The 25,329-nt window shown below is 69.1% G+C and carries 24 protein-coding genes; 18 read left to right on the plus strand and 6 right to left on the minus strand.

Features of this window, described 5'->3' with window-relative positions; all coding sequences use genetic code 11:
• Nucleotides 1-194 precede the first annotated feature (194 nt).
• From ACZ3H8_RS03970 to ACZ3H8_RS03990, 5 genes are all read left to right on the plus strand, one after another.
• The gene (locus tag ACZ3H8_RS03970; protein ID WP_467397010.1) at nt 195-662 is read left to right on the plus strand and encodes an SRPBCC family protein; all 468 of its coding nucleotides are present in this window, start codon (nt 195-197) and stop codon (nt 660-662) included.
• Complete coding sequence (locus ACZ3H8_RS03975; protein WP_467397013.1) at nt 662-1,606, plus strand: MBL fold metallo-hydrolase; 945 nt, start codon at nt 662-664, stop codon at nt 1,604-1,606. The genes ACZ3H8_RS03970 and ACZ3H8_RS03975 overlap by 1 nt, the downstream gene beginning before the upstream one ends.
• Nucleotides 1,607-1,651: 45 nt before the next feature.
• A complete protein-coding gene (locus ACZ3H8_RS03980) occupies nt 1,652-2,431 on the plus strand; it encodes an SDR family NAD(P)-dependent oxidoreductase (RefSeq protein WP_467397015.1) in 780 nt (259 codons plus the stop codon).
• Nucleotides 2,432-2,933: 502 nt separating this feature from the next.
• Nucleotides 2,934-3,773: an AfsR/SARP family transcriptional regulator gene (locus ACZ3H8_RS03985; RefSeq protein ID WP_467397017.1), complete on the plus strand. Its 840-nt coding sequence runs from the start codon at nt 2,934-2,936 to the stop codon at nt 3,771-3,773.
• The gene (locus tag ACZ3H8_RS03990; RefSeq protein ID WP_467397020.1) at nt 3,761-4,183 is read left to right on the plus strand and encodes a nuclear transport factor 2 family protein; all 423 of its coding nucleotides are present in this window, start codon (nt 3,761-3,763) and stop codon (nt 4,181-4,183) included. Before ACZ3H8_RS03985 ends, ACZ3H8_RS03990 begins: the two co-directional genes overlap by 13 nt.
• Before the next feature lie 18 nt (nt 4,184-4,201).
• Here the strand turns inward: ACZ3H8_RS03990 and ACZ3H8_RS03995 are convergent, their stop codons facing one another.
• Nucleotides 4,202-4,702 (minus strand): hypothetical protein, encoded by a 501-nt coding sequence (locus tag ACZ3H8_RS03995; RefSeq protein ID WP_467397022.1) that lies wholly within the window; start codon nt 4,700-4,702, stop codon nt 4,202-4,204.
• A gap of 571 nt (nt 4,703-5,273) precedes the next feature.
• Here ACZ3H8_RS03995 and ACZ3H8_RS04000 point away from each other — a divergent pair.
• Nucleotides 5,274-5,555, plus strand: a complete 282-nt coding sequence (locus ACZ3H8_RS04000; RefSeq protein WP_467397024.1) for a hypothetical protein — start codon at nt 5,274-5,276, stop codon at nt 5,553-5,555.
• 64 nt (nt 5,556-5,619) lie between these two features.
• The gene (locus tag ACZ3H8_RS04005) at nt 5,620-6,762 is read left to right on the plus strand and encodes a glycosyltransferase (RefSeq protein ID WP_467397027.1); all 1,143 of its coding nucleotides are present in this window, start codon (nt 5,620-5,622) and stop codon (nt 6,760-6,762) included.
• Between the two features lie 58 nt (nt 6,763-6,820).
• Here the strand turns inward: ACZ3H8_RS04005 and ACZ3H8_RS04010 are convergent, their stop codons facing one another.
• Both ACZ3H8_RS04010 and ACZ3H8_RS04015 read right to left on the minus strand, forming a co-directional pair.
• Nucleotides 6,821-7,939: a DegT/DnrJ/EryC1/StrS family aminotransferase gene (locus ACZ3H8_RS04010; protein WP_467397029.1), complete on the minus strand. Its 1,119-nt coding sequence runs from the start codon at nt 7,937-7,939 to the stop codon at nt 6,821-6,823.
• Nucleotides 7,936-8,901 (minus strand): NAD-dependent epimerase/dehydratase family protein, encoded by a 966-nt coding sequence (locus tag ACZ3H8_RS04015; protein ID WP_467397032.1) that lies wholly within the window; start codon nt 8,899-8,901, stop codon nt 7,936-7,938. Before ACZ3H8_RS04015 ends, ACZ3H8_RS04010 begins: the two co-directional genes overlap by 4 nt.
• A gap of 172 nt (nt 8,902-9,073) precedes the next feature.
• On the opposite strand from ACZ3H8_RS04015, the gene ACZ3H8_RS04020 reads away from it, so the two are divergent.
• Nucleotides 9,074-9,787: a class I SAM-dependent DNA methyltransferase gene (locus tag ACZ3H8_RS04020; protein ID WP_467397034.1), complete on the plus strand. Its 714-nt coding sequence runs from the start codon at nt 9,074-9,076 to the stop codon at nt 9,785-9,787.
• A gap of 112 nt (nt 9,788-9,899) precedes the next feature.
• On the plus strand, nt 9,900-10,550 hold the full coding sequence (locus tag ACZ3H8_RS04025) for an FMN-dependent NADH-azoreductase (RefSeq protein ID WP_467397037.1): 651 nt from the start codon (nt 9,900-9,902) through the stop codon (nt 10,548-10,550).
• Nucleotides 10,551-10,567: 17 nt separating this feature from the next.
• Here ACZ3H8_RS04025 and ACZ3H8_RS04030 read toward each other — a convergent pair whose 3' ends face one another.
• The gene (locus ACZ3H8_RS04030; protein ID WP_467397039.1) at nt 10,568-11,542 is read right to left on the minus strand and encodes a helix-turn-helix transcriptional regulator; all 975 of its coding nucleotides are present in this window, start codon (nt 11,540-11,542) and stop codon (nt 10,568-10,570) included.
• 81 nt (nt 11,543-11,623) lie between these two features.
• Between ACZ3H8_RS04030 and ACZ3H8_RS04035 the strand changes: the two genes are divergently transcribed.
• The 5 genes from ACZ3H8_RS04035 (at nt 11,624) to ACZ3H8_RS04055 (ending at nt 18,270) form a co-directional block, all read left to right on the plus strand.
• Entirely contained in the window at nt 11,624-12,448 is an 825-nt protein-coding gene (locus ACZ3H8_RS04035) for an NmrA family NAD(P)-binding protein (RefSeq protein ID WP_467397042.1), read from the plus strand.
• Between the two features lie 203 nt (nt 12,449-12,651).
• Nucleotides 12,652-14,142 (plus strand): NDP-hexose 2,3-dehydratase family protein, encoded by a 1,491-nt coding sequence (locus ACZ3H8_RS04040; protein WP_467397044.1) that lies wholly within the window; start codon nt 12,652-12,654, stop codon nt 14,140-14,142.
• Nucleotides 14,143-14,174: 32 nt separating this feature from the next.
• Nucleotides 14,175-14,510 carry an antibiotic biosynthesis monooxygenase family protein gene (locus tag ACZ3H8_RS04045; RefSeq protein ID WP_467397046.1) on the plus strand — a complete coding sequence of 112 codons (336 nt, stop codon included), beginning with the start codon at nt 14,175-14,177 and terminating at the stop codon, nt 14,508-14,510.
• 58 nt (nt 14,511-14,568) lie between these two features.
• Nucleotides 14,569-15,891, plus strand: a complete 1,323-nt coding sequence (gene ccrA / locus ACZ3H8_RS04050; RefSeq protein ID WP_467397049.1) for a crotonyl-CoA carboxylase/reductase — start codon at nt 14,569-14,571, stop codon at nt 15,889-15,891.
• Nucleotides 15,892-16,005: 114 nt separating this feature from the next.
• Nucleotides 16,006-18,270 (plus strand): ATP-binding cassette domain-containing protein, encoded by a 2,265-nt coding sequence (locus ACZ3H8_RS04055; RefSeq protein WP_467397051.1) that lies wholly within the window; start codon nt 16,006-16,008, stop codon nt 18,268-18,270.
• A gap of 34 nt (nt 18,271-18,304) precedes the next feature.
• Here ACZ3H8_RS04055 and ACZ3H8_RS04060 read toward each other — a convergent pair whose 3' ends face one another.
• Nucleotides 18,305-19,075, minus strand: a complete 771-nt coding sequence (locus ACZ3H8_RS04060) for a 4'-phosphopantetheinyl transferase family protein (RefSeq protein ID WP_467397054.1) — start codon at nt 19,073-19,075, stop codon at nt 18,305-18,307.
• 218 nt (nt 19,076-19,293) lie between these two features.
• Here ACZ3H8_RS04060 and ACZ3H8_RS04065 point away from each other — a divergent pair, with 218 nt between their 5' ends.
• A complete protein-coding gene (locus tag ACZ3H8_RS04065) occupies nt 19,294-20,088 on the plus strand; it encodes a VOC family protein (RefSeq protein WP_467397056.1) in 795 nt (264 codons plus the stop codon).
• Between the two features lie 93 nt (nt 20,089-20,181).
• Nucleotides 20,182-20,427 (plus strand): WhiB family transcriptional regulator, encoded by a 246-nt coding sequence (locus tag ACZ3H8_RS04070; protein WP_467397058.1) that lies wholly within the window; start codon nt 20,182-20,184, stop codon nt 20,425-20,427.
• A 321-nt stretch (nt 20,428-20,748) separates the two neighbouring features.
• Here the strand turns inward: ACZ3H8_RS04070 and ACZ3H8_RS04075 are convergent, their stop codons facing one another.
• Nucleotides 20,749-21,363, minus strand: a complete 615-nt coding sequence (locus ACZ3H8_RS04075; protein ID WP_467397060.1) for a TetR/AcrR family transcriptional regulator — start codon at nt 21,361-21,363, stop codon at nt 20,749-20,751.
• 165 nt (nt 21,364-21,528) lie between these two features.
• On the opposite strand from ACZ3H8_RS04075, the gene ACZ3H8_RS04080 reads away from it, so the two are divergent.
• Nucleotides 21,529-21,873, plus strand: a complete 345-nt coding sequence (locus ACZ3H8_RS04080) for a DoxX family protein (RefSeq protein ID WP_467397063.1) — start codon at nt 21,529-21,531, stop codon at nt 21,871-21,873.
• 37 nt (nt 21,874-21,910) lie between these two features.
• Nucleotides 21,911-25,303 carry a hypothetical protein gene (locus ACZ3H8_RS04085; protein ID WP_467397066.1) on the plus strand — a complete coding sequence of 1,131 codons (3,393 nt, stop codon included), beginning with the start codon at nt 21,911-21,913 and terminating at the stop codon, nt 25,301-25,303.
• Nucleotides 25,304-25,329 lie beyond the last annotated feature (26 nt).

A 25,329-nucleotide genomic window follows, 5' to 3' on the forward strand; every position in this document is an offset into this window, starting at 1 on the left:
GCATCGGGGACGTGCCGCTGCGGCACCACTCGGGACGGACCGTGCGTGCCCGCCAGCGTGCGTGCTGCCCCTCGATTCGTGGTCCAGGCAAGTTGGAATGCGGGGGAGCGGGGTTCGAGCCGTGCTCCACACGAGATCGAGCTGCACTGATGACGGTGGCCGCACTCACTCAGCATCCGTGCGGAAGGATGGCCATGCCGGAGAGTCCAATTCCCGATGTACGCAAGTCGATCGAGGTCAAGGCCGATGCCCGGCGTTGCTTCGAGGTGTTCACCGAGCGGATGGCCGACTGGTGGCCGCCGTCGCACGTACTGGTCACCCGGCCCCGCGCCGGTCTGGCCATGGAGCCGCGGGCCGGCGGCCGGTACTACGAGTGGGATGTCGACGGCCTCGAGATCGACTGGGGCCGGGTACTCGTGTGGGAGCCCCCGTTCCGGCTGCGGCTGACGTGGCGGATCGACGGCCGCTGGCAGTCCATTCCGGACGACGAGCGCGCCAGCGAGATAGAGGTCGTCTTCACCCCCGCCGGGCCCGGCACCACCCGTGTGGAGTTGGCCCATGTCCGCCTGGACAAGCACGGCGCGGACGCGGAACGCATCTTCAAGGCGCTGGACGGGCCGAGCCCCGGCGAGACACTCCAGCGTTTCTCGGAGGCCGTGTGATGGCTGTGGCTCCGAGCAGAGGGAGCGAGAGCGGTACAACAGGGGCGTTGCCTCAACTGCGCGAGCTGGCCGAGGGCGTGTACGCGTACGAGCAGTCTCCCGGCGGGTGGTGTCTCAACAACGCCGGGCTGATCGCCTCGGGCGGCAAGGCCGTGCTCGTCGACACCGTGGCGACCCAGGCGCGCGCGCGTCGCCTCCGGGAGGAGGTGGAGCGCATCGCGCCCGGGGGACCGGATGCTGTGGTCAACACCCACTTTCACGGCGACCATGTGTTCGGCAACACCCAGTTCGTGCCCCGGGCGAGTGTGATCGCCCACGAACTCACCCGTTCCGACATGGCGGAGGCGGGCCTCGCACTGTGCCATCTGTGGCCCGACGTCGACTGGGGCGAACCCGAACTCACCCTGCCCGACGTGACGTTCCAGGACCGCCTCACCCTGCGGCTCGGGGAGCTGACCGTCGAACTGGCACAGGTCGGCCCTGCGCACACAGCGAGCGATGTCGTCGCCTGGGTGCCGCGGCGAAAGGTGCTGTTCACCGGGGACGTCGTGTGGTCGGGTGTCACACCGTACGTCCTGATGGGGTCCATCGAGGGATCGCTGCGGGCCCTCGCCGAACTGCGGAAGCTGGGCCCGGACATCGTTGTGCCGGGCCACGGTCCCGCCGGGAACGCGGAGATGCTGGAAGCCACCGAGTCGTATCTGCGCTGGATCCGCCAACTGGCCGAGGACGGCAGGCGGGCGGGCCGGTCCGCGCTGGAGTCGGCCAGGGCGGCAGACCTCGGACCCTACGCCGCCCTTGTCGACCCGGAGCGTCTTGTCGGCAATCTGCACCGCGCCTACGCCGAACTCGACGGCCTCGCGCCCGGCGAGCGGATCGACGTGGCCTCCTCGTTCCGGGAGATGGTCGAGTTCCACGGCCGTCTGCCGCACTGCGCCGCCTGACCCGGTACCCGGGCACCCACGGTGCCGCGACCAGAGAGAGGAATCATGACCAGCCAGAAAACTGCCTTCATCACCGGAGTCAGCAGCGGGATCGGCCTCGCGACGGCCCGCACCCTCGCCCGCCAGGGCATCACCGTCTTCGGTTGCGCACGCGACGAGAAGAACGTCGCCGCCGTGGTGGACGAGCTGCGCGACGGCGGCTTCGAGGCGGACGGCATTTCCTGCGACGTCACCTCCACCCAGCAGATCCGTGCCGCGGTGGCCGCCGCGGCCGACCGGTTCGGCCGGATAGACATCCTCGTCAACAACGCCGGCCGCGGTGGCGGCGGGGAAACCGCCGACCTCGACGAGGACTTGTGGCTCGAGGTGCTCAACACCAACCTGAACAGCGTCTTCCGGGTGACCAAAGAGGTGCTGCGGGCCGGCGGCATGCTCGACTCCGGTTGGGGGCGGATCGTCAACATCGCCTCGACTGCCGGGAAGCAGGGTGTGATGTTCGCCGCACCATATACAGCCTCGAAGCACGGGGTCGTGGGCTTCACCAAGTCGGTGGGCTTCGAGCTGGCCGCGCGGGGCATCACGGTGAACGCGGTGTGCCCCGGTTACGTGGAGACGCCCATGGCTGTGCGGGTACGGCAGGGCTACGCCGCCCACTGGGAGATCAGCGAGCAAGAGGTGCTGGAGAAGTTCAACGCCAAGATACCGCTGGGCCGTTACTCGACACCTGAGGAGGTCGCCGGCCTGGTCGGCTACCTGGTGACGGACTCCGCCGCCTCCATCACTGCCCAGGCGCTCAACGTCTGCGGAGGGCTGGGCAACTACTGACGCGCGGCGACCCCCGCGGCTGGGCCCGCACCCGGTCCGGTCGGGCGCGGGCCCAGGGACTCCGTGCTTCCGTAGGGCTGTCTGCGCTCACCGGGCCACCACCTGCGGCGCTGCTCAAGGTGCCCATAACCAGACGGGTCTAGTCAGATTCAAGTTGTGTGGCTGAATATGCGGAGCGTTTAGTTGATTATTCGAGCGGCTTGATTGGCTGTTCGAGCAGATTGGTTGACCAGGCAGTCAAAGCGTACATAGGCTGACGCAACTGGTCCTGTTGACCGCAGGGCACAGATCAGGGGGTGCGTAATACAGGGCACTCGTCGCTTGAGCCGAGCGATGATGTTACCTGTGGAAAGTTCGCCACTGTCTGACGGTGACCGTATGGAAGATGCACTCCATTTCGTGGGGGAGTTTCGTGAGTATACGTCTTCTGGGAGAGTTGAACGCCACTTTAAACGGACGGTCGGTGACGCCCACCGCCGCTAAGCCTCGTCAAGTCCTGGCCTTGCTCGCTCTGAGCGCCGGGCGCATCGTTTCCGTACCGACGCTCATCGAGGAACTGTGGGGTGACCGCCCCCCGATGAGCGTACGGACGACACTGCAGACCTACATCCTCCAGCTGCGCAGGCTGATCGACTCCGCACTGCCCGTCGGCTCACGGGTCAGGGCCAAGGATGTCCTTGTCACCCGCTTCGACGGCTACCTGCTCGACATAGCACCTGAGGATGTCGACGTACGCGTCTACGAACAGCTCGTGGACGCCGGCAACCGGGCCATCGAGGACGCCGAATACGAGGCGGCGTCCAGGTACCTCGGCATGGCGCTGGCCCAGTGGCAGGGGCACGCGCTGGCCGACGTACGGGTCGGTATGCCGCTCAGCATCGAGGTGGCCAGGCTCGATGAGAGCAGGCTCAACGTGCTGGAAAGCCGTATAGGGGTGGACATACGGCTCGGTCGGCACTACGCCGTGCTCAGCGAGCTCACGGTGTTGACCGCCAAACACCCGATGCATGAGAACCTCTGCGCCCACCACATGGTCTCCCTCTACCGGGCCGGCCGGCAGTCTCAGGCCCTGGAGGTGTTCAGGACCCTGCGCGAGACCCTGAACGCGGAGCTCGGAGTCGAGCCCTCGAACCGGCTGCAGAACCTGCAGCAGGCGGTGCTGCGTTCCGAACTCGACCTGGACGCATCGCCGCTGGTACGGCAGTACCGGACGCCGCAAGTCCCGGCTGTCGTGACATCCGGATCCGGATGGGGAACACCCCGGGACGACCTGACGGTCGACGACCCGGGCATGCCGGCACACATCGTGACGAGGAATGGGGACGGCGGATGGCGGAGGTAGGCGCTGACCTGTATGTGGAGGTCCTGCGGTACTACGCACAGCAGATGAGTCTGCTGGACGCGCAGGACATCGAGGCGTACGTCGGCACGTTCACCGAGCAGGGCGTGACTCACCATGTCCACCGCGGGCAGAAGCTGGAAGGCAGGGCCGCGATGCTCGCCCATGCCCGCCAGGCGCTGCCCCGCTACCGCGACGTCGTCGTCCGTCACTGGAACGACAACTATCTGATGAACGAGGCCGACGACGGCTCCATCACCGTGGCCTACGGGTCTCTGGTGACGCTCACCGAGGCGGAAGGCCGAGTCCGGTTCGAGTCGACCTACGCCGTCACCGATGTCTTGGTGCGCGTGGACGGCCGCCTGCGGGCGGAATCCCGGACGATCGTCCGGGACCAGCCGACCGCAGGCTGACGGGCCAGGCCCGATGGGTCAGCAGGACACCGTCCTGCTCTTCCGGCGCATCTTGGAAGTGGCGGTGAAGGTGTTCTGCTCGTTCCAGTCGGCGTCGTAAAAGGCCCCGTCACCCACCGTGGTGAACACATTGTTCCGCAGGGTGGCGTTGTGAGTGGCCCGGAGATAGCCCGTAGTTGTGCCCGCGCCGTCGAAGAATCGTTCCGTCACCTTGAAGGTGAAGGTGTTCGTGCCGGTGCTCTGCCAGGTGCCCTGCCCCTCGACGCCGCCATCGGGTCCGGGGGGTGGGGTCAGCAGGCACACCTTCCCGTTCGCGTGGAACGACATCGTGGCCTCGACCTGACCAGTTGGGAAGGTCACCGTGCCGGTCCACACGCCGATCGGAGCGGCACGGTGCGTGCCGACGGCCGCATCCCGCGAAGCGGCGGGCGTGGTGACGGCTCCGGCGGCCTGCGGCATCAGGAGAGTGAGGCCGAGCACGCCGGCGAGGGTGAGAACGCCAAGTTTCCGACTCGTCATCGTCAGGTATCCGTTCCCGGTCCATGGCGGACCGCTTAGACAGCAACACGTGGGTGGGGGCGGTCCCGCGGTGGCCAGTTCTCTCGCCCACGCTGCAGGGATGCGCCGTGCCGATACGCTGAGGGCCGGCGCTATGGGTGGCCTGGATTCCGCCTCGACCGGTGCCGTGACGTGGACGTCGGCCCTGCGGATGCCCGCTTTCCCAGCTGCTCGATGGCTGCTTTTCGCCGCTTTCCGGATGATCGATCGGATGCGATTCGGCAGCCGAGGCATGGGCCGTTCATTGCCTGTGCTTTGCATGCACCCGTATGCGCTCCGGGGGGAGAAGCGCGACTTACGGCCACCGCCAGGGGTCGTACTTCGGCTACCGGTCCGGCGGTATTCGACCTGTTGTCCAGTGCGCCGACCGGAGAATGGGAACCGGCCCGATCCCGGGGACGACGGCGATTTATCTGCGGCTGCCGAGCAATCGGGGACAAAAGCTGGCCGCGAACGGGCCTACCGTGTCGAGCGCCCCGACCGAAGCCATGGGGGTTCCACCGCGAACTCGCCTGAGGGTGATGGAGGAGTAGTGCCGAATGCGATCGTCGCCGAGGGGCTGAAAGGGAATTCCGGCACCAATACCGCGCTGGACGGTCTGGACCTCGGCCGGACCAACGGCGACGCGGTCAACAACCTCCTGGTGATCGTCCTCATGTCGCTGACCGGTCTGGGCAACGCCATGCGCCGGCCCGACCCGGACGTATGGCCGCTGCAGAACCCGGTCCTGGCGTCGTTCCTGTGGGTGGCCCTCATTCTCGCGATCTTCGTACCTATGGCCATCCACCGGTACCAGAAGGCCGTGAGTCAGTAATCCGTGGGCCGCCGGGCACGGCGCCCGCCGTGGCCCCCGGTCCTTGATGAGCTAAGGAGAAACCATGCGATTCCTGTTCATCGCCGGGGGCGGTGCCGCGCCTGTACACGCCAGCGCGCCGCTCGCGTCGGCGGCGAGGACGGCCGGCCACGACGTCATCGTGGCCGCGCCGGAGGAGAACCTCGACCTCATCAACGGCCTCGGCCTGCCCGCCTGTGGGGTGACCCAGCTGGGCATGGCGGACGCAATACTCAAGGACAGGGAGGGCAACTGGCTGGCGATGCCCACCTCCGAGGACAAGGAGATGGACTTCGCGGGGCGGGGCTTCGCCCGTCTCTCGGCTGCGAGCCTCCAGGGTACGGAGGAGCTGGCCGAGCGGTGGAAGCCTGATGTGGTGATCGGCGGGGAGTACAACTTCGCCGGCCCGCTGGTCGCCCACCGGTTCGGTCTTCCGATGGTCCGCCACACCTGGGCCATCTACGACCGTACCGACGTCGACTGGCAGGGCGCCACAGATGAACTGCGCCCGGAACTCTCCCGGTTCGGTCTGGACGCCATCCCCGACCCGAACATGTTCGTCGACATCACTCCGCCCAGCGTGCGGCCGGACCACGCCGAACCCGCGCAGCCCATGCGCTGGACCGCCGGCAACCCGCAGATCCCGCTGCAGCCGTGGATGTACGCCAAGGGCGACCGTCCCCGGGTGCTGATCACGTCCGGCTCGCGGAGCGTGTTCATCCCGGCGCTGGGTATGGACTTCTTCCGGCCCCTGCTGGACAACCCGCTGCTGGGCAAGGGCGACGTGGAGGTCGTCGTGGCGACGTCGGAACCGCTCGCCTCGCAGATCCGTGCCGAATACCCGGACGTCAAGGCCGGATTCGTACCCCTCGACGTGATCGCGCCGACCACGGACGTGGCGGTGCATCACGGCGGTGGCGTCACGGTGATGACCCTGCTGAGCGCCGGGGTCCCGCAGCTGGTCCTCCCGGAGATCCAGTACTCGGCGATCCCGATGCGCCGGGTGGACGAATACGGGGCCTCGGTCACCATGGCGTCGCACCACGAGCCGCCGGAGGACGTCGCGGCCGAGATCTCGAAGCTGCTGTCCGACACCTCCTACCGGGAGCGTGCACGCGGGCTCGCCGACGAGATCGCCGGTCTGCCCGCCCCGGCGGAGGTGATCAAGGCGATCGAGGCGCTCGTCTGAAGCCCTCAGGACGGCAGGGCCCACCCCGCACGGGGTGGGCCCTGCCGTCATGTGTGACTCAGAGGGCGAGTACGGCCTCCCGTACGGCTGAGATCACCTTGTCCTGGAGGCCGGCTGACAGAGAGGGATACATGGGAAGCGAGAAGATCTCGCCGGCCAGCCGTTCGGTGACCGGCAGCGATCCCGTGCCGTACCCGAGGTGTGCGAAGCCGGAATTGGTGTGCACTGGCCAGGGATAGCTGATGTTCAGTGAGATGTCGTGGCGCTTGAGCGCCTCGATGATCTCGTCCCGCCGAGGATGCCGCACCACATAGACGTAGTACACATGGTCGTTGCCTTCGTTCGTGGCAGGCAGCAGCAGACCCCGGTCGGCGAGATCGCCCAGACCCTGTTCGTAGCGCTCCGCCACGGTGCGGCGGCCGGCGATGTAGCCGTCAAGTCTGCGCAGCTTCCGGCGCAGGATCTCCGCCTGCACCTCGTCCAGACGGCTGTTGTGCCCGGGGGTCCGCACCACGTAGTAGGTCTTCTCCATGCCGTAGTAGCGCAGCCGCCGCATGTCGGCTTCGATCTCGTCGTCCGAGGTGATCACCGCTCCGCCGTCGCCGTAGGCGCCCAGCACCTTGGTCGGGTAGAAGGAGAACGCGGCCGCGTCGCCCATGGTGCCCGCGGGTTTGCCGTGGTGACGTGCGCCGTGCGCCTGGGCGCAGTCCTCCAGGATCACCAGCCCGTGCCGGTCGGCGAGTTCGCGCAGCGGCGCCATGTCGACGCACTGCCCGTAGAGATGTACGGGCAGCAGGGCCTTGGTGCGCGGTGTGATGGCCGCGGCCACCTGCTCGGTGTCCATGAGGAAGTCCTGCTCACGGATGTCGACGAACACCGGTGTGGCCCCGGTGCCGTCGATGGCCACTACCGTGGGCGCCGCGGTGTTCGAGACGGTGATCACCTCGTCCCCGGGGCCGACGCCCAGGGCCTGCAGGCCGAGTTTGACCGCGTTGGTGCCGTTGTCCACTCCGATGCAGTGAGCCACCCCGTGGTAATCGGCGAACTCGCGCTCGAAGCCGCCGACACTGGGCCCGAGCACCAGATTGCCGGAGCGGAACACCGTGTCGACGGCGTCGAGCAGATCTTCGCGCTCCGCCTCGTACTCCGGCAGATAGTCCCAGACATAAGTGGTCATGCCGACGGCTCTCCCTTTTGCGTCGTGATGTGTTGTCGCTCGATGAACTCGCGCCAGTACGCCTCCACCGCATCGGCGAGCGGCCTGCGTGGCCGCCAGCCGAGCAGCCGCTCGGCCGGTCCGATGTCCACCCGCGACCAGGTCTCGGTGGAGTGCTGCTTGCCCGACCCCTTGCGCTCCACGACGGCGGCGGGCAGCCGGCTGCGCTCGATCAGCAGGTCGACCATGGCCCGCACCGGCGTACTCTCGCCGCTGCCGATGTCGACCAGCTCGCCGGACACCTTCGACGCCGTGGCGGCCACCACGGCGTCTGCGACGTCGCGGACGTCCACGTAGTCGCGGTGGGCCAGCAGGGGGTCGAGCATGACCACCGCCGGGCGCCCGCCCGCCGCCAGGAGCTGGCCGGCGACCTGGCCGAGCAGGCTCACGTCCGGGCTGCCCGGGCCCGCGAGATTGCTGACCCGCAGCACCATGCCCTCCAGCTCGCCCGCGTGTATCCGCTCCAGCACCGCCTGCGTCGCCGCCAGCTTCGCCCGGCCGTACGCACTGGTCGGCCGCGCCACAGTGGCGGCTCCCGCGGTACTGCCGGCCCTCATCCGGCCGTACTCCAGCACCGAGCCGAGATGGACCATCCGGGGCCGCTCGGACAGCAGCGCCAGCGCGTCCAGCAGACGCAGCGTCGGGACGGCGGCGGCCTTCCACATCTGCTCATCGGTGCGCCCCCAGATACTGCCGACGGTGTTGACGACCACCGTGGGCCGGATTTCGTCCAGTTCCTTCGCCAACTCCTGTGGCGACAGCTGGACGAGGTCGCGTGCGAGGAACCGCCCGGGAATGGCGTCGACCGGCGGCCTGCGGGCCACGACGACGACGTCGAAGCCGCGTTCGCCGAGGGCCACGCACACATGCCGCCCGAGGAAACCCGTACCGCCCAGGACGACGACCCTGCCGTTTGCGGACATGGTGTCCTTTCCTTCGCTTCCTTCGCTCAAGAACCAAGCACTGCGTGACGGCATCGTGGACCGCCTCGATCGGGACTCGCTCAAGCCCCGGCCGGGTTCCAGCGGCGCTCGACGGCGGAGGGGGAGTCTGCAGGGACCTGGGCACCACCACCGCCGCAACGGAGGAGTTGGTATGTACGGCGCCGAGTCGGCGAAGATTTACTACGCGCAGCACACCGCGCGGGGCAAGGACTATCTCGCGGAGGCCGAGGTGGTCGCCGAACAGATCCGCCAGCGTTTCCCGGGGGCCTCCTCCGTGCTGGACGTGGCCTGTGGGACTGGCGGACATCTCAAACCGTTCACCGAACTCATCGGTCCGACGGAGGGCGTCGATCTCTCCGAGCCGATGCTGGAGATCGCACGAGCCGATGTGCCGGACATCCCGCTGCACATCGGCGACATGCGCTCGTTCAGCCTCGGCCGCACCTTCGATTCCCTGACCTGCCTGTTCGCCTCGATCGGCTATGTGGAGTCCGTCGACGAGCTGAACCAAGCACTCAGCTGCTTCGCCCAGCACGTCGTGCCCGGGGGAGTGGTGGCGGTCGAGCCGTGGTGGTTCCCCGAGACCTATGTCGACCGCTGGGTGTCCAGCGATGTCGTTGAGTGGGAGGGCACCACCATCGCCAGGGTCGCCCACACCGTTCGCGAGGGCGATACGTCGCAGATGCAGGTCCACTACCTGCTGGCCTCGTCGAGCGACGGCGTCCGGCACGTGTGCGAAGTGCACCGCGCCATGCTCTTCACCCGCAAGCAGTACGAGACGGCCTTCGAACAGGCCGGTCTGCGGCCCGAGTACGTCCCTGGCGTGCTGTCCGGGCGCGGTCTTTTCGTCGGCGTCCGCATGTGACCCCTCCCCGCACGCAAGCCGCACTCTGACCAGGTTCGAGCGCGGTACCGCACCATGCGTCGACCACGAGCGCCACCGCACGGCGTTCATCGCCCTTCATGAGAGGTATCCCGTGGCCCAGCTGCTGCACATCGACTCTTCGCCCTCGCTGTACTCCGTGTCGCGCAAGCTCGCCGGTTCCTTCCGCGAGGTGTGGGGCAAGGAACAGCCCCACGCGACGGTCGCCCACCGCGACCTCGCCGCGGCCCCGGTACCCCACTTGGACACCGACGCGGTCGTCACCCTTCTCAACGAGCCGGAGACCGACAGCCAGCGCGCGGCAGCCGCGCTGCACGACGAACTCGTGGAGGAGATCCTGTCCGCGGACGCGCTGCTGATCAGCGCGCCGATGCACAACTGGACCATCCCCTCGCACCTCAAGGCGTGGCTGGACCAGTCGTTGCTGATGGGCCGTACGCTGCCCTACGACCCGAGTGCCAACCCCCTCGCGGGACGCCCTGCCACGGTGGTGCTGGCCTACGGCGGCGACTACAGCCCCGGCTCGCCCGATCATGCGATGGACCACTGCGGGCCGTATCTGCGGACGGTCCTGGAGAAGGTCCTCGGTTACCAGCTGGAGATCATCACCGCGTCCTACACCGTGACGCCGTACACCTCCGAGGACCCGCAGGAGCTGGAGAAGGCAGCCACCTCCCTCCAGATGGCGGAGGCCGCAGTGCTGGAGCGCGCCAAGTCCGTCGCCGCTCTGCCCGCCCGGGCCTGACCGGCCCGGGACAGGCCTCAGGGGCAGTCGTCACCCTCCGGCCAGGCCGCCCGCCGAAGGCGTGTGGTCAGCGTCCGGAGGTGCTCCACCAGCTCGGGCGGTTCGTGCACCACAAAATCGAAACCGAACGCGGCCACCCACACCGCCAGATGGTCCAGGCTGTCCGAGCCGATCCGCAGAAGGCATGTCTCGTCGTCGATGGGTTCCACCGACCCGAGCGTGGATGGAACCTCATCGGCCACCTCCACCGCCGATCCATGCATGGTGAGCACCGCCCGGTAGCGGAACTGGGCGGTGTTCCGGCCCGTGGCGAAGTAGCTCGCCAGATCCTCGGTGGGAAGCGGCCTCGGGCTGAACCTCGGTCCCATGGGAATGCGAATCGTCAGCCGGTCGACCCGGAACCTCCGCCAGTCCGACCTCTGTGTGTCCCAGGCGAAGAGGTACCACCGCCGCGCGTCAAGGACCATCCGGTATGGCTCCACGTCACGCACGGTCCGCGCCCCGTCGTACGACTCGTAGTCGAACCGCAGCCGTTCGCGGTCGCGCACCGCCGAGGCGATCGCGCTCAGCGTCGACGGATCGACCTTACGGCCGGGCATCGGCATGGTCACCAGCGCCGCGCTGAGCGTGTTGACCTGGTGGCGCAGCCGCGACGGCAGCACCTGGTCCAGCTTCGCCAGGGCCCGTACGGAAGTCTCGGCGATGCCTGTGACCGCGCCTCCGGCCGCCGTGCGCAGCCCGACCGCCACGGCGATCGCCTCCTCGTCGTCGAGTAGCAGCGGGGGCAGTGACGCGCCGGCGCCCAGTTGGTAGCCGCCTCCGACGCCACCGATCGCATTGATCGGATAACCCAGCGTCCGCAGCTTCTCGACATCGCGGCGTACGGTCCGCGGGCTCACGCCGAGACGGTCGGACAGCTCCGTACCCGACCAGTCCCGATGTGTCTGCAGCAGGCCGAGTAGACGGAGCAGCCGGGCCGAGGTTTCCAACATGGCGAGAGTTTCGCACTCAACGCGGTCAGGCGTTGACCGCGAATGCTCCTAGCGTCTGCCTCAGGACGGAAGGAGATTTCCATGACCATTCTTGTCGCCGGCGCCACAGGTAACGTCGGCCGCCCCCTCGTCGAGCAGCTGCTCGCCTCCGGGCAGCAGGTTCGTGCACTCACTCGCAATCCGCAGAAGGCGAATCTCCCGGCCGGGGCCGAGGCGGTGGCCGGCAATCTGGCGGATACCGCCAGCCTGGCCAAGGCCTTCGACGGAGTAACCGCCGCGCACCTGATCAGCTTCAACGGCGAGGACTTCTCGCCGCTGACCAATGGCGCGGAGATCGTCGGCCTGGCGCAGAAGGCCGGCGTGCGCAAGGTGACCGTGCTCAAGGGCGACACGGAGAAGAGCCCGCTGGAGCAGGCCATCGAGGCCAGCGGCCTGGAGTGGACGCACCTCTCGCCGGTGGAGTTCATGTCCAACGCCCTGGAGTGGGCGGAGTCCGTGAAGACCGAGGGTGTCATCCGTGAGGCGTTCGCCGAGGCCAAGAGCGCCATGGTGCACGAGGCGGACATCGCCGCCGTCGCCGCGGTCGCGCTGACCGCCGACGGCCACGCGGAGCAGGAGTACTGGATTACCGGCCCCCAGGCGCTGACGCCCCCGGAGAAGGTGCGCACTATTGCCGAGGCCCTCGGCCGCGAGGTGCGGTACATCGAGCTGTCCAGGGACGAGATCGTCGAGCAGTGGCGCCAGACCGGCTACTCGGACGAGGACATCGAGTTCTTCCTGATGATGCGGATGAACCCGCCCGAGGCCGGTTACACCGTGCTGCCCACGGTGGAGAAGGTGACGGGCAAGCCCGCGCGCACCTTCGCCCAGTGGGTGCGTGAGAACGCCGCGGCGTTCAGCGCCTGACCGCAGGCCGCGTCAGGCCACCGGACCGGATCCGGGCGGGTCCCCACCCGCCCGGCTCCCCGGTTCCTGCCCTGGCACCGCGGTGCGGGCGCCGGTACGGCCGGCCCTGACTGTTCGAGCACGGCTGGAGGCTACGTCGAGCCCCCGGGACGACCGTGGCGGGAAACCCTGCCGAGCGATCAGGCACTCCTGGGAGCCCCGCCTTGACGACATTTTTCCCGACGGCCGGACTGCGAGGGCAGGATCACGGGGACACCGTGCCCCTGCAGATCGCGAGATCCGCAACGGCGACGTCCGGACTCTTCCCCGATTTCGGCCGCTTCGACCAGTGGCTCGCCGACCAGAAACGGCATTCGTCCATGGAGGTACGGGTCGTCCCGCTGGACGAGCTCGCCGGCTGGCACACCGATCCGGTGACCGGCAACATCGCGCATGAGTCCGGGCGTTTCTTCTCCGTGGAGGGCCTGGACGTACGGATCCCGGAGGCCCCTGTCAGCAGGTGGCAGCAGCCGATCCTCAATCAGCCCGAGGTGGGCATACTCGGCATCCTGGCCAAGGAGTTCGACGGAGTCCTGCACTTCCTGATGCAGGCCAAGATCGAGCCGGGAAACCACAACGGACTCCAGTTGTCGCCGACCGTGCAGGCCACCCGCAGCAACTTCACCCGCGTGCACCGCGGCGCGCGGGTGCCCTATCTCGACTACTTCCGCGACACCTCGCGCCACCATGTGCTCGCGGATGTCCGGCAGTCCGAGCAGGGTTCCTGGTTCCATCGCAAGCGCAACCGCAACATGGTGGTGCGCGTGGAAGGGGACGTCGAACTGCGGGACGGCTTCTGCTGGCTGACCCTCGGTCAGCTGCACCGGCTCCTCGCTGCCGACGACCTGGTGAACATGGACGCCCGCACCGCGCTGTCCTGCCTGCCCTTCGCCGGCACCGGGCTGTCAGGTGCCTACGGCAGCACGGTCGCGAGCCCGTTCACCTCCTCTCTCGTCCGGTCCTGCGAGCCCGAGGCAGCCGAACCGCACACCATGAGCGCCCTGCTCGGCTGGATCACCGAGGTCCGCTCGGGGCTCGACAGCCACGCAGAGCGCATACCGATGCGGGACGTAGGGGGCTGGCGGCGCGCGGACGGCAGGATCGCCCGTGCCGACGGCGCGTTCTTCAGCGTCGTCGGGGTCCGGGTGTCGGCCGTCGGCCGGGAGGTTCGCACCTGGTCCCAGCCCATGATCCAGCCCTGCGACGAGGGCGTGTGCGCCTTCCTCGTGAAGGAGGCCGACGGGGTGCTGCAGGTGCTCGTACAGGCGAAGGCCGAGCCGGGATTCGTCGACGTCGTCGAACTCGCTCCCACTGTGCAGTGCACCCCGTCGAACTACGACGCGCTGCCGGGCGGCGAACGCCCGCCGTATCTGACCGAGGTGCTGGACGCGCGCCCGGAGCAGATCCGGTTCGACGCCGTGCACTCGGAGGAGGGCGGCCGGTTCTTCCACGCGCGCAACCGCTACCAAGTGGTGGAGGTCGCGGAGGACTTCGACGCCGGTCGTCCTGGCTACCGGTGGGTGACGTTGGCCCAGCTGTCCGCCCTGCTGCGCCACAGCCACTACCTCAATGTGGAGGCCCGCAGCCTGGTCGCCTGCCTGCACGCGCTGTCCGCCCGACCTCGACCGGCCTTCAAGAGCGCCGCCGAAGACTGATCGCCATCCTCACACCGCACAAGGAGACCACCATGGCCAACCAGGGCGACCGCGCGGGCAATGTCACCTTCGTCAACAGGTTCACGGTCGCCGGCGAACCGGACGACTTCGAGAAGGTCTTCGCCCGCATCGCCGAGTTCATGACGGCGCAGCCGGGCATTCTGGGCTACACCCTGTCCCGGCACGTCGACGACCCGAAGCGTTACGTGAACATCGCCCGCTGGGAGAACGTCCAGGCGCTGCGGGCCGCGGTTGCCGAGCCGGACTTCCAGGAGCACGTCCGGGAGCTGCGGCAGCTGGCCGAGAGCGAATCCGAGCTGTACGCCGAGCGGCAGCGCTACCTCGACGAGAACACCCCCGCGTCGTGACCGCCGGCGTCGTGCCGTGCGCGGGCACCGAGCGGACCGCCCGAGAGGAGCGACAGCCATGGACGCCTTGAGCGAAGCGGTGCTGGCAGGGGCGCCGGCCCAGGACCTGGCGAACACGCCCCTGCCCGCGGCGTACACAGCGGCACATCTGCGGATGGAGGACGTCGGCATCTTCGACGGCGTCGCCGACAAGGACGTACGCAAGTCGCTGCACGTCGGCGAAGTACCCATGCCCGAACTGGCTCCCGACGAGGTGCTGGTGGCGGTGATGGCGAGTGCCATCAACTACAACACCGTCTGGTCGGCGACCTTCGAACCGCTGCCGACCTTCGGCTTCCTCACCCGTCTCGGGCGGCAGGGCGGCTTCGCCGCACGGCACGACCTTCCGTACCACGTCGTCGGATCCGACGGGGCGGGCGTCGTGGTGCGTACCGGTGCCGCCGTCAGCCGCTGGGGCGTCGGCGACCACGTCGTGGTCAGCTGCGTGCAGGTGGATGACCACGAGCCGGCGACGCATGCCGACGCCATGCTGGGCTCGGAACAGCGGATCTGGGGCTACGAGACCAACTTCGGCGGACTCGCCCACTTCGCCGTCGTGAAAGCGAGCCAGCTGCTGTCCAAGCCGGGCCATCTGACGTGGGAGGAGGCGGCCGGCACGTTGCTCACGGCAGCCACCTCCTACCGGATGCTGATCAGCGACAAGGGCGCCCGGATCAAGCTGGGTGACGTGGTGCTGATCTGGGGCGCGACCGGGGGCCTCGGCGCCTTTGCCGTGCAACTGGTCAAGCAGGCAGGCGGCATTCCTATCGGCGTGGTCGGTTCGCAGGAGAAGGCCCGTGCATTGCGCGCGCTCGGCTGCGACGTGGTCCTCGACCGGTCGGAACTCGGAGTGGGCACCGCCGTCACAGGGGACGAGATCATCGAGCAGGGCAAGCGCTTGGGACGCGCCATTCGCCAGGCGGTCGGCGAAGACCCCAGCGTGGTGTTCGACTACGTCGGCCGGGCCACATTCGGCATTTCGGTGTTCGTCGTACGTCGCGGAGGAACCGTGGTCACCTGCGGCTCCACCACCGGGTACCAACACGAGTACGACAACCGCTATCTGTGGATGCACTCGAAGCGCATCGTCGGCAGCCACGCGGCCAATCTCATGGAACAGGCGGAGTGCAACCGTCTGTTCGGACTGGGCAAGCTCGTACCGGTGCTCTCCGAGGTCCACCCGCTGGACGACGTGGGTGAAGCGGCCCGGCTGGTGCAGCTGAACCAGCACATCGGCAAGGTCGGGGTCCTGTGTCTGGCTCCGGGGGAGGGACTTGGAGTGACCGACCCCGAACTCCGCTCGAAGATCGGCGAGGCCGCGCTCAATCCGCTGAGGCGATAATGAGGAAGGGCGGTGCGGCGGGACCGATTCTCCCACCCGCCGCCGGCCCAACTCATATGGCGGAATTGCCCGTTCCAGCAGCGCGACTCGACTAGTTTTCGGTACCGTTCCGGTATGGGAGAGAATGAAGACTGTATCCTCATTGTCGGTGCGCGTGAGAACAACCTCAAAGACGTGACACTGCGGTTACCGAAGAATCAAATCACTGTTTTCACCGGGGTATCCGGATCGGGAAAGTCCTCCATCGTATTCGACACCGTTGCCGTGGAGGCACAGCGGCAACTGAACGGTACTTTCAGCTGGTTCATCCGCAACCAGCTGCCCAAGTACCAGCGGCCACACGCGGACATGATCAGCAACCTCACGGCTCCGGTCGTCGTGGACCAGAAGCCGGTCGGCGGCAACGCCCGCTCGACGGTGGGCACGATGACCGACATCTACTCGAGCATACGGGTGCTTTTCTCCCGCCATGGCACGCCGTACAACCCGCCTTCCGTCTACTCCTTCAACGACCCCCAGGGCATGTGCCTCGAATGCGACGGCCTCGGACAGGCACGCCGCGTCGACGTGGAGCGCATGCTCGATCGTACGAAGTCGCTCGACGAAGGCGCGATCCAGCTTCCCACTCACAAGGTGGGAAGCATGGACTGGCAGCTGTACGGCAATTCCGGCCACTTCGACAACGCGAAGCGGCTCAGCGACTACACCGATGACGAGTGGGACATGCTGACCCACGGCAGCGGCGACAAGGTCACGGTGAGCACGGCGAACAGCACCGCGGCACTGAACTACGAAGGCGTCGTGGCCCGCTTCGCCCGCACCAATCTCAAGCGCGATCTGAGCTCGCTGAGCGAGCGGGGCCGGGCCAACGTCGAACGATTCATCACCCTGGGCGACTGCACGGCCTGCGAGGGTGCACGGCTGAACCCGAAGGCACTCGCCACGAAGATCGGCCCTCACACCATCGCCGACTGGTCCCGCATGGAAGTCAGCGACCTGATCGATGTCCTCGCCACCATCGACGATCCGGTGGCGACACCGATCGCCGACGGCATCAGCACGGCCCTTCAGCGGATCTCGGCGATCGGCCTCGGATATCTGTCCCTGGACCGGCAGACCACCTCGCTCTCCGGCGGCGAGGCGCAGCGGCTGAAGATGGTGCGCCACCTGAGCAGCAGCCTCGTCGGCATGACGTTCATCTTCGACGAGCCGAGCACCGGTCTGCATCCCCGGGACGTGGGCCGGCTCAACGACTTGCTGCGGGAGCTGCGGGACAAGGGCAACACGGTCCTGGTCGTCGAACACGACCCCGACGTCATCGAGATCGCCGACCATGTCGTCGATGTCGGTCCGCGCGCCGGTGTGCACGGCGGCGAGATCGTTTTCGAAGGCCCGTTCACGGAGCTCAAGGAGGCAGATACGCTCACCGGTGCCGGCCTGCGCCGGGCTGGTTCGGTCAAGGACCCCGTGCGCGCGGCGACCGGAAACCTGCTGATCGAGGGCGCCGGTCTGCACAATCTGAAGAACATCTCGGTGAGTCTTCCCACCGGCGTGCTGACGGCCGTCACCGGCGTCGCCGGCTCGGGCAAGAGCTCGCTGGTCGCCGGAGCCTTCATGAGCGCCTACCCGGAGACGATCTACGTCGACCAGTCGGCCATCAAGGCGTCCTCCCGGTCCACGCCGGCAAGTCACCTCGACGTGATGGACTCCATCCGCAAGCTCTTCGCCAAGGCGAGCGGGGCGCAGGCCGGCCTGTTCAGCTTCAACTCCGCGGGCGCGTGTGACGAGTGCAAGGGCCGCGGTGAGATCGTCACCGAGCTGGCGTACATGGATCCCGTGCGCACGCACTGCGATTCGTGCGACGGCCGCAGGTTCAAAGAGAACGTGCTGGCGTACCAGCTGCGCGGCAAGTCCATCGCGGACGTACTCGAACTGCCCGCGGAACAGGCCGTCGAGTTCTTCACCGAGCGCGAGGTGCACCAGAAGCTGGCCGGACTCCTCGACGTGGGCCTGGACTACCTCACCCTGGGCCAGTCGCTGAGCACACTGTCGGGCGGTGAACGGCAGCGTCTGAAGCTCGTCGGCCAGTTGCACCGCTCCGGCAGTGTCTACGTACTCGACGAGCCGACGACCGGGCTGCACATGTCGGACGTCGACACCATCGTCGCGCTGTTGAACCGGCTGGTGGACCGGGGCAATACGGTCATCGTCATCGAGCACAACCTCGACATCGTCCGGCAGGCCGACTGGGTCATCGACCTCGGCCCGGACGGCGGAAAGCACGGCGGCGAGGTGGTCTTCACCGGCACACCGACGGAACTGCTGAAGGCGGACGGTTCCGCGACCGGCGAGTACCTGCGCCGCTACTGCACCGCCTGATCCCGCACGGGTCACGCCGCTCCTCGTTCCCGGCTCACCAAGAACGAGGAGCGGCGTGACCCGCCTCCGCTCCGGTGTGCAGGGCCACTGCGGCCGCGTAATCGGCAGCCGGCACGGCCACGTCCGCCAGCCACCAGCCGGCGGGGTGCCGTGCCGCCGAACCGATGTGGTCCGTCGCGAGACCGCGGCTCAGCCCCGTGCCCAGGGCCTTCAGAAATGCCTCCTTGCGAGCCCATAGCCGAGTGAACGCGGCGCCTCTGGCATCCTCGGGAAGTGCGTGCAGCTCGCGGATCTCCTCGGGATGCAGGGTGCCGAGCACGCTGTCGACGGTCGCCCGCGCGGTCACCACCCGCTCCACGTCCGCGCCGACAGGCGTACGAGCGAACGCGAGCAGCGCGAACTGCCCGCTGTGCGACAGCGAGAAGTGCACCGGGTCGCCGGGCACGGCCGGCCTGCCGTGCGGCCCCCCACACCCCGGGCAGGGTTTGCGTACAAGCTCCACGTCCGCGGGTGCCACCCGCAGATACGCGCCCAGCAGAAGCCTCAGCGCGACATGGGCGCAGACGTACCGATCCCGGTCGGCGGCCTGCCGGAACCTCGCGAGCCGCACCTCCTCCTGACCATCCAGCACACCCGGCGCTGCCCGCCACGCGGCCGCACGGCAGTCCATGACATCCACGGCCCAGAGCTGAGGTCCGGCGAACGCCGAGGGCGACGGCACCTGTCCGTCGAATGGCCCAGGCCGCAGCATCGCGGGGCGCAGGAGCAGATCTGCCCCTCCCGCTTCTACCGAAGAGGGCGTCATGACTGACTTCACCGCTCCATCCCAGGCCGCCCGCCTCGCACCCGCCTCGACGACCGCTGGATGAGGTACTGGACGAGGTAGACGTGTGGACTTCGGAGTTGGAGTCGCTGCTGGACCCAGCGGGATTTCGTGTACCGGGCCGACTCTGGATGCGCCGGTGCGGGATCGGTAGCAGACTCGGGGACGTCAGACAGCGGGATCCCCCAAAGGAGCGCACCATGCTCACCACCCGTTTTGTCACAGGCACCCCGAACTGGCTCGACCTCGGCACGCCCGACATCGAGGCGGCGAACGCCTTCTACGGCGGCCTGTTCAGCTGGACTTTCCAGTCGGCGGGCCCTGAGGCCGGCGGCTACGGCATGTACCAGCTGGACGGCAAGACCGTCGCGGGCGGCATGACGGTGAGCCCCGAGCAGGGTGGTCCGGGCTGGACCATCTACTTCCAGTCGCCGGACGCCGACGCCACGGCCAAGGCGGTCGAGCAGGGCGGTGGCGCGGTGCTGTTCGAGCCGATGGACGTCTTCGACATGGGCCGCATGGCGGTCTTCACCGACCCGGCGGGCGCGGGCTTCGCGACATGGCAGCCGGGCCAGATCAAGGGCCTCGACGTCGTCAACGACCCGAACACGCTGTGCTGGGCGGAGCTGTACACCGACGACCCGGGCGCGGGCCTCAACTTCTACAGCGGAATCTTCGGCTGGGAGACATCGACGATGCCGCTGCCGGACGGTACTGGCTCGTACACGATGGTCAACCCGGCGGGCGCGGGTGCGGAGGCGATGTTCGGCGGCATCGTCCCACTGGCCGCGGACCCGGTGGAGACGGACGGTCCCTACTGGCTGCCGTACTTCGAGGTCGAGGACTGCGACGCGTCGGTGGCCAAGGCGCAGCAGCTGGGCGGCAAGGTCAGGCTGGCCCCGGTCGACATGGAGGGCGTGGGCCGCTTCGCCAAGCTGGCGGACCCGGCGGGCGCGCGCTTCGCGATGATGCAGGGGGTGCAGACGGAGGGCTGATGCGGGGGCTGATGCCAGGGGGTGGCCGAAAACCAGGGGGTCGTTGATGCTTCATTGACCCGGCGTTTATCGCCACGGGGGAATGTGTCCCGCATGCCGATCAACACCACCACTGACCAAGAACTCTCCTGGCAGGAGACCGCGCTGTGCGCCCAGACGGGCCCGGAATTCTTCTTCCCGGCCCCTGGCTCGTCGACGCGCGAGGCGAAGCAGCTGTGCGGGGCGTGCGAGGGGCGAGTGGCGTGCCTGGAGTACGCGCTGGCTCATGACGAGAGGTTCGGGGTGTGGGGCGGGCTGTCGGAGAAGGAGCGGTACCGCCTCAAGCAGGCGCAGAACTGATCCCGGCCGAGGCGGCGGCCACCTCCCGCCCCGTCCCGCGGCCTCGTTGCGCACCCCCGATCTCGTAAATGCCGGACTCGACCCGGCCGGTCTCCCGGTGCTCGCTCAGGCGCTGCTGATCGCACCCGGTATGGTCGGCGAACTCTACGCATCCGCAGCCCAGTTGAGCGACCGAGGCGCGCTGCTGCTCGTCGACGCCCTGCACCGCGCACCGTACGGTCGGTTGCCCGGCCTCCTCCCCGATGCCGCACCCCGCGCCGCGACCCCCACCCGCTATGTGCCGGGCAGGGCATCGCGACCGGTCGGGTCGGGCTTTGTTGATCAAGATCGGCAGATGCGCTGTACGAGGTCCTGCCAGCCCTTGCCGAGCCGCTCCTCGGTCTGGTGGGCGGCTTCGGTGAGGTCGGACGCCGACAGGTAGAGCAGGAGAGGGCCGTCCAGTGCGGCGGTGAGCTGGACGGCCAGGACGTCGAGGTCGGCGGCGCCGAGACGTATCTGCCCCAGCAGCATGCGGATGTGGATGCGGGAGATGCTTGTTTCTGGTCCGGCTGGTACGGGCTGGCTGCCGTCCAGGGCGGCGCGGGCGATCTCGCGGTGCCCGATCAGGAAGCCGATGCGGGCCCGGCCATAGGCGATCAGGCGGTCCAGCGGCGCAGCGCCGGGGCCCAGTGGCGGCGGCCCGGACAGTACCTGCTCCTGGAAGGCCCGCTCGTCGTCGTCCAGCAGCGCCTGGAAGATGCCCGCGCGGGTGCCGAAGCGGCGGAAAACCGTCCCCTTGCCCAGACCCGCCCGTTCGGCCAGCGCGTCCATGGTCAGTCTGTCCGCGCCTTGCTCGGCGAGCATCTCGCGGGCCGTGGCAAGCAGATGCAGCCGGTTGCGTACGGCGTCGGCACGCTCGACGCGGGGTGCTCCCAAGGGCAGGACGGGTTGATCCACAGGGCTCACTCTACCGGCCCGGAATGCAAGCGGGGTAAAGTCCGCTTATGCTTGCGTGCGGCGACACCGCCGACACGCCACCGGGACCGCCCCGGTTCGCAGGGCGTTACGTGCTGCCCGGCTTCAACATCACCACCGCTCCAGACCAGCTCTAAGGACCCTCACATGTTCATCGCCACCATCGTCGTCTCTGCCCTGCTGGCCGCGCTCCTGGTGCTCTCGGCCACCGGCAAACTCCGCAAGGACCCCGCCCAGCTCAAGGTCATGCAGACCGTCGGGTTCCCCGTCGACAAACTTTGGCTCCTGGCCACCGCCGAGATCGCCGGCGCCGTCGGCCTCCTCATCGGCCTGTTCTGGTGGCCGCTCGGCGTCGCCGCCGCCAGCGGCGTCATCCTCTACTTCATCGGCGCGGTCGGCTCCCACCTGCGCGTCCGGGACCCTGCCACGAACGCGGCCATCCCCCTCGTCCTCGCCATCGCCGCGCTCACGCTGCGCCTGGCGACCACCTGACCGCCCGCCGTGACGACTCAGCAGGCAGAATCCCTCCATGGCTCACACTCCCCTGCACCAGGCGGACCGCCTGCTGGACGCGCTCGACCCCCTTCCGTACCCGCTGCGTATGAGTGAACTCGCCGCGAAGGCAAGGGAGATGAACCCGGCGGAGCTGCGACCGCTGGTGGCCGAGCTCGATGAGCGCGGCCCCTATGAGCGTGGTCTCGCCGTCGTCGCGGCCGCCGTGGGCGGGGACGCCGAGTGGGTCGGAGCCCGGCTCGCGGACCCGGACTCGTTCGTCCGCGGCCAGGCCCTGCGCGTGGCCACGGGCGTCGGCGTGCCCGACGACGCCTTCGTCGCCGCTCTCGACGACGCCCCCGCCGCCGTACGCAGGCAGCTGCTGCACGCGATAGTCGCCGCGCGCCGCTCCGCGCTCGCCGACCGCGTCATCGACGGGATCCGGGAGACCTGGGGCGACGTCGAGGCGGCGCGGCTGCTGCCGGGGTGCGGGGCCGGAACCGTCGCGCGGCTGCTGCCCGCCCTGTTCCATGCCGTACGCGGCTGGACGGGGCTCGGCACCCGCCATCCCGGCGCTCTCCTCGACACCGCGGAGCGTGAACTGTCCGCGCTCCCCGAGTCGCTGCGCGACGACTGGTGGCAGCGGTACGCCGATGCCGTCGCCTCCGTCACCACTGCCGACCCGCTGCGCGTCCTCGATCTGCTCGTACGGCATGGACCCGCGGCCCTGCCCGTCCGGCTGCGCCCGAGCATCCCAGCGCTGACCAGGGCCGACCCGGCGCGCGTGGTCCGCATGCTGCTCGCCCCCGAAGGCCACGCCATCCGCCGCGGCACATCGCTGCGTCCGGCCGTCCTGCGGCACCTGGCACGTCACGCACCGCAGGATCTGCTCGTCGAGCTGGGCCAGGTCATGGCAGCCCACTACGACGAGTACGCCCGGCTCGTCAAAGCCCACCCGCCGGCCCGCCGCGGAGCCTTCCACGAGGCCGTGTTCGCGGAGCGCGGGCCCGAGGCGTGCACGGTGAACGCCGAGCTTCTCGACGTACTGCCGCGCAGTTACGTGGCGGGCGAGGCGCGCCGGACGGCGGGCCGGGCCAAGGAGCGTGGAGCGGGCTGGAGTTCGGTGCTGCTCGCCGAGTCCTATCTGCCCGTCGCGCAGGCGCGCGAGCAGCTCGTCGCGGCCACGCACCGTGCGTCGGCGGAGGATCGTGCCGAGGCCTGGCCGCTGCTGATCCGCAACGCCGGGCGCTCCGGCGACCCCAACGCCGTCACCGCCGTACTGCAGGAGATGTCTCGGCTGTGCAATGAGCAGGACCCGGTGCGTTCGGCCGCGATGGACGCGCTCGCCGCCACCCCGCCCGCACTCTTCACCGAGGACGCGGAGCCGCACCTCGATCGCGTGGCCACCGACGCCGTGGCAGCCCGCGACTCCTCCCCGGACACCCGCCAGGCGCTGAGCCGCCTCGCCATCGCCGTGCTGCGCGAGCATGCCGCAACCGGCCGACGGCAGTTGGTGAACTGGGCGCTGCGCACCCTCGTACGCATCTCGGGAAGCACCGGCGGCGCCGATCTCGGCCGGCTGGACCGCACCCTGCGCCGCGGCCAGGAGCACGCGGTCTTCGAGGCGCTGCGCCCCTGGATCGAGGCGGGCGCGGAGAAGGCCGACTTCAGCCTCGCCTTCGCTCTCGCCCGTGCGGTCGGCCGGCGCGCGGCCGGAATGCCGGAGTTGCAGGATCTGCTCTGGCAGGCCGTCCGGTTCGGCGACAACTCCACCGCACAGACCGCAGTCGGGCTCTGGCTCGAACCGCATGGCGGACGTGACCAGCGTGTGGAGCGGCTTGTCATCCACGAGCCCTCGGCCGCCGTACTCCCCGCTGTCGTAGGGGTGTTGAGCACGCGCCGTACCGATCTGCTCTACCGGCTGCTGGGTGACACCCCGCCGTACGGGCGATTCCTGACCAAGGGCACCCACTGGACCGTGCCGGTGGGCGTCGATGTCCGGCGCTGGACCGCACGTCAACAGCGTGCAGCCGCACGCCAGTTGGAGTGCGCGGCGTACGACGAATCGCTTCCGCTGTACGCGCGTGCGTCCGCTCTCATGTCCGCCGCGCGGATCCCGGACGTGGGCGCCGACGTGGCGCGCCGCTGGACAGGGTCGCAGGATGTGGTGCTCGCGGAGGCTGCCATCGCCGCACTGGCGTGGACCGACCGGCCCGCCGACGTGCTGTCCGAACTGCTCGCCCATGCGGGCGGCGACCGGGCGCGCGTCGCCGTGCACGCGGCCACCCGCGCCTCCCGGTACGCAAGGCCGTCACGGCTCGGCGCGCTGCTGAGCGGCGTACTGGCGCCCGGCACCGCCAGGGTGACCAGCCGAAAGGAGGCCGTACGGCTGGCTGCCACCCGGCTTCCGCTGCCCGAGGCGGCCGGTGTGCTGGCCGACGCGTACGCCATGCGGGACCAGCACCGGGATGTGCGCGCCGCGTGTGTGGCCTTCTCCGCCCCGCTGCTCGGCGACGAACGGACCTGGCAGCTGCTGAAGGAAGCGGCGGCCGGCGACACGGTGCTGCGTACCGCCGTGCTCCGGGTGCTGCCGATGGATCTGCCGGAGCCGGACCGGCCCCGCTACGCCCGCCTGGTCCGGCAGGTGTGCGACACCGAGGACGCGGAGCTCGCCGCGCTCGCGTACGAGGCGGTCGCGCGCTGGGTGCCCTGGTCGCCCGATGCCTCGGCCGTCCTGGTGGCCGCGGTCACCCGGCTGGACAAGCGGCAGTCCTGGCACGCCGCCGCGGACGGGCTCGCCTCCGCCGCGCCTTCCGGCCCGGAAGCATGCCGTGCCGTGGAGCGCGCGCTCCAGACGCTGGTCACGGCCGATACGGCGGCCGCGGACGACGCGTACGACCTGGACGACGCGGGGACGGACCGTGACCGGCCCGCCCGCCGCCGTGTCGAATACCTCGTGGCGAGGCTCTCCCGGGAGACCGTGTCGCGGCCCGGCGCGCTGCGCCCGGTACTGACGGCTGCCGCGGAGCTGCTGGCGCGCCACGACGCCTTCGTCCCGCAGGCCGCGGCCCTGCTGGTGGAATCCCTCGATCTGAACGCGGGAGCGGCAGAGCTGCACGCCGCCTTCGACCGGCTGGTCAGCCTCCATGAGGGCCGCCCCGCACTCGTCGTGCGCACCGCCGACGTGCTGGAGAAGCGGATCGGCGGCAGGCAGAGGCCCGGCGACACCGGGACGCTGCTCGCCGCCGCCAGGCAGCTCGCCGATGCCGGCGGCCACACGGAGGGTCTTCTCGCCGTCACGCTCGTCTCGGCCGCCGGCTCCCGCACCTCCTGGACCGAGCCGTGGCGGGTACAGCTGCGGAAGCTGCGCCGCCATGCGGACGCGGACGTGCGCGATGCGGCCCTGGGCAGGGTGACGGCGTACGAATGACCCGAGCGGCCGGGGGAGCGGCCGGG

The organism is Streptomyces sp. NPDC002868, assembly GCF_055563295.1.